The 3,950-nt window shown below is 68.5% G+C and carries 3 protein-coding genes and 1 pseudogene; 2 read left to right on the forward strand and 2 right to left on the reverse strand.

Annotation, left to right across the window (positions count from 1 at the left end):
• Positions 1–139: 139 nt before the first annotated feature.
• Both ABCR83_RS32355 and mqnC read right to left on the reverse strand, forming a co-directional pair.
• Positions 140–790, reverse strand: a complete 651-nt coding sequence (locus ABCR83_RS32355) for an amidohydrolase family protein (RefSeq protein WP_462698834.1) — start codon at positions 788–790, stop codon at positions 140–142.
• The gene (mqnC, locus tag ABCR83_RS32360) at positions 790–2,001 is read right to left on the reverse strand and encodes a cyclic dehypoxanthinyl futalosine synthase (protein WP_462698835.1); all 1,212 of its coding nucleotides are present in this window, start codon (positions 1,999–2,001) and stop codon (positions 790–792) included. Before mqnC ends, ABCR83_RS32355 begins: the two co-directional genes overlap by 1 nt.
• 244 nt (positions 2,002–2,245) lie before the next feature.
• On the opposite strand from mqnC, the gene ABCR83_RS32365 reads away from it, so the two are divergent.
• Complete coding sequence (locus ABCR83_RS32365) at positions 2,246–3,349, forward strand: alpha/beta hydrolase (RefSeq protein WP_462698836.1); 1,104 nt, start codon at positions 2,246–2,248, stop codon at positions 3,347–3,349.
• 219 nt (positions 3,350–3,568) lie between these two features.
• Positions 3,569–3,950, forward strand: a pseudogene (locus ABCR83_RS32370) (hypothetical protein); the annotation flags it as partial.

The following is a 3,950-nucleotide window of genomic DNA, read 5'->3' on the forward strand; positions in this document are numbered from 1 at the left end:
TCCGATTCCTCCCCCGCCTGAAGGCGGGGGTCTCCTCGGAGGCATCTGATGAACGCGAGTGTGGATGCGGGAATCGGTCGCGGTCCTATATACGAAGGTAGCGTCACCCGAAGCGGTGAGTGGCTCTCACAGCGCTGACTCAAGCCCGCCGGTACACCAGCCGCCCGCCCAGCACCGTGGCCACACAGCTGCCCGCCCCGGCCACCGGCAGGGCCGCCTCGTCCGGCACGTCGAAGACCGCGAGGTCCGCCCGCGCACCGACGGCCGGCGGGGCCGGGAACGCGTCCGCAAAGCCGTACGCGTTGCGGAAAGGATCGAGGTTCGGATCCTCCAGCAGGGTGCCCGGCGCACCCCGGGCGGAGACGACCGTCAGCCCGGAGCGCGCAACGGCGGCGCGCACCACCGGATCGTGGAAGGCCCCGCACACCGCCGTGGTGCCATGGCGGAGCATCTGCTGAAGCCCGCGCCGGGCACTGCCCGCCCAGCGGGTTTCGGTCATCTCCAGGGCCGCCAGCCGGTCGCCGGTCAGCGGCCGGTCGCCGAGCAGCCCGTACTCGCGCGGATCGGGGTGGTACGCGCGCTCCAGCAGCCACTTGCCGTGCCACTGGCGCAGGCCCGGGGTGAGCACGCCCGGCCAGCGGCGCACCCGGGCCCCCGGATGGGCGGCCGCCACCTCGTCGTACGGCCCGAGGGCCGCGATGTGCGCGCCGTCGACCACGACCGCGCCGTCCGGCACCGGCGCGCTGCCGTCACCGGCCAGCAGCAGCCCGGCCGCGTGCACGGTCAGCATCAGCCCGCGTCGATGAGCTTCAGCTCGGGATGCGCCGTGCCGCCCTCGATCGCCGTGGAGGACAGATGGGAGACCACCCGGTCGTCGACCGGGTCATTGGCCGGGTCGTCGTGCACCAGCAGGTGCTCATAGGTCGTGGCGCGCTGCGCCGGGACGCGGCCGGCCTTGCGGATGAGGTCGATGAGTTCCATGCGGTTGGAGCGGTGCTTGGCGCCGGCCGAGGAGACGACGTTCTCCTCCAGCATCACGGAGCCCAGGTCATCGGCCCCGTAGTGCAGCGAGAGCTGCCCCGCTTCCTTGCCGACCGTCAGCCAGGAGCCCTGGATATGGGCGATGTTGTCGAGGAAGAGCCGGGCGACGGCGATCATCCGCAGATACTCGAAGATCGTGGCCTGGGTCCGGCCCTTCAGGGCGTTGTTCTGCGGCTGGTAGGTGTACGGGATGAAGGCGCGGAAGCCGCCCGTGCGGTCCTGGACGTCGCGGATCATGCGCAGATGCTCGATCCGTTCGGCGTTGGTCTCGCCGGTGCCCATCAGCATGGTGGAGGTGGACTCGACGCCCAGGTTGTGGGCCAGCTCCATGATCTCCAGCCAGCGCTCGCCGGACTCCTTCAGCGGCGCGATCGCCTTGCGCGGCCGGGCGGGCAGCAGCTCGGCGCCCGCGCCCGCGAAGGAGTCCAGGCCGGCGGCGTGGATCCGGCGGATGGCCTCCTCGGCGCTCACCCCCGAGATCCGCGACATGTGCTCGACCTCGGACGCGCCGAGGGAGTGGATGACCAGCTGCGGGAACGCCTTCTTGATCGCCGCGAAGTGCTCCTCGTAGTACTCCACTCCGTAGTCGGGGTGGTGGCCGCCCTGGAACATGACCTGGGTACCGCCCAGCTCCACGGTCTCCGCGCAGCGGCGCAGGATGTCGTCCAGGTCCCGGGTCCAGACCTTGTCGCTCTTGGGCGGGGCGTAGAAGGCGCAGAACTTGCAGGCGGTGACGCAGGAGTTGGTGTAGTTGATGTTGCGCTCGATGATGTACGTCGCGATGTGCTCGACGCCCGCGTACCGCCTGCGGCGCGCCGCGTCGGCGGCGGCGCCCAGTGCGTGCAACGGGGCGGAGCGGTAGAGCTCGAGCGCCTCCTCGGGGGTGATCCGGCCACCTGCGGCGGCTCGGTCGAGGACGGCTGTGACGTTACAAGACGTAAGGTCGGCGGTCTCGGTCACCGGGCGTCCCTTCGGAGGGTGTTCTTGAAGACCGATCCAGCGTACGCCAGGGGGATCGCGACGCTGGTGGCGGCCGGGGCCCGGGACGTTCGTCCTCCGTGGCACGGGCCCTCGGGCCCGTTTTTCAGCTTATGACTCAATTCACCGGTTGTACGGGAACCCGGTGTGCGGGTTTCCCCATCCCTTAGGGCGGAACAGCACCGTCATGTCCTTCGGGGCAGCAGCGAACGTCCGGAGAGACACGATGTCGCACTCAGCCAACGGGGCCTACCGGTCCCGGGGCCACCGCCGAGCCTCCCGCGCAAAACGATGGATCATCGTCGTGGCGTGCATAGCCGTGCTCGGAGCCATCGCCTATCCGGTGCTCAACTACTTCGACGTCTTCTCGGACAAGGGCGAGGCGATCAGCTTCGGCCAGGAGAACAAGGGTGGCGGCGGCCAGGCCGGAGGCGACACCGGCGGTTCGCCCAACTCCAAGGTGCTGATGCCGACCGGGCCGGAGGCCAAGTTCACCATCGCCAACACCGTGCCCGAGGACGGCACCAAGATCGCCGTCACCACGCTGGACGGCAAGAAGTCCGGTTTCAAGGGCAAGGTCTGGGTCTGGGTCCCCAAGATCTACAAGGACGACCCCAAGTACGCCAACAGCGGCTTCCCGGTGCTGATCGCGCTGCCCGGCGGCGCGGGCTACCCCATCAACTACTGGATGGGCACCGACATGAAGCTGCAGGCGTCCATCACCAAGTGGGCCGAGGAGAAGCGGGGCCTGCCGTTCATCGTCGCCATGCCGGTGCTCAACCCGCACCCGGACAACGGCGTTTACAACGACGCCAGCGACATCCCCGGCCAGCAGAAGATGGGCACCTGGCTCACCGAGGACGTCCCGGACCTCATCAAGGCCAACTTCCGCACCGTCAAGTCCCGGGACGGCTGGGCCTTCATGGGCTCCTCCACCGGCGCCTTCGCGGGCCTGAAGTCCGTCCTGCAGAAGCCCGACAAGTTCAAGGCCGTCATCGCCTCCGGTCCCGACATCGTCCCCGACTCCCCGCTGTGGAACGGGCACGAGAAGGAGAAGCAGGAGAACAACCCCGAGGTCCTGGCCAAGAAGCTGATCGCCAGGAAGGGCCCGGACGTCTACCTGGCCTTCCAGTACGGCTCCAAGGAGGGATCCGTCAAGGGGAAGGTGGACAAGTTCATCGCCACCTACGGCAACAAGGGGCCCGTCCACAGCCACCTCCAGGTGATCGAGGGCGGCACACACAACGGTGAGACCTATGTGAAGGGCATGGACATGGGCTCCATGGAGTGGATCAGCAAGCATCTGCAGGGGCCGGTCCCCGCGTCTTGATCCCACCGGCCTGATCCCACCGGCCTGATCCCGCTCGGCCTGTTCCCGCGGTGGAGCCCCGACCCCGATCCGGGCGGTCGGGGCTCCGCCGTATGTGCGCCGGGACACAGTGTTCCCGGCGCCCCGTACAGGAACCGGCGGCGGGCTTTGTCCATCCCCTAGGGGAGAACACCAGCCGTCATGTCCTACGGGGCAGCCAGATCGTCCGGGAGCGACGTGATGACGCACGCATCCAACGGGGCCTACCGGTCCCAGGGCAACCGCCGGGCCTCCCGCGCAAAACGATGGATCATCGTCGTGGCGTGCATAGCCGTGCTCGGAGCCATCGCCTATCCGGTGCTCAACTACTTCGACGTCTTCTCGGACAAGGGCGACCCGATCTCCTTCGGCAACAACGGCGGCCAGGCCGGGGGCAACAGCGGCCAGTCGGCCGACTCCAAGGTGCTGATGCCGACCGGGCCGCAGGCCAAGTTCACCATCTCCGGCACTGTGTCCGAGGACGACAGCAAGGTCGCCGTCACCACCTACCAGGGCAAGAAGTCCGGCTTCAAGGGGAAGGTCTGGGTCTGGGTCCCCAAGATCTACAAGGACGACCCCAAGT

The sequence above is a fragment of the Streptomyces xingningensis genome (assembly GCF_054957865.1).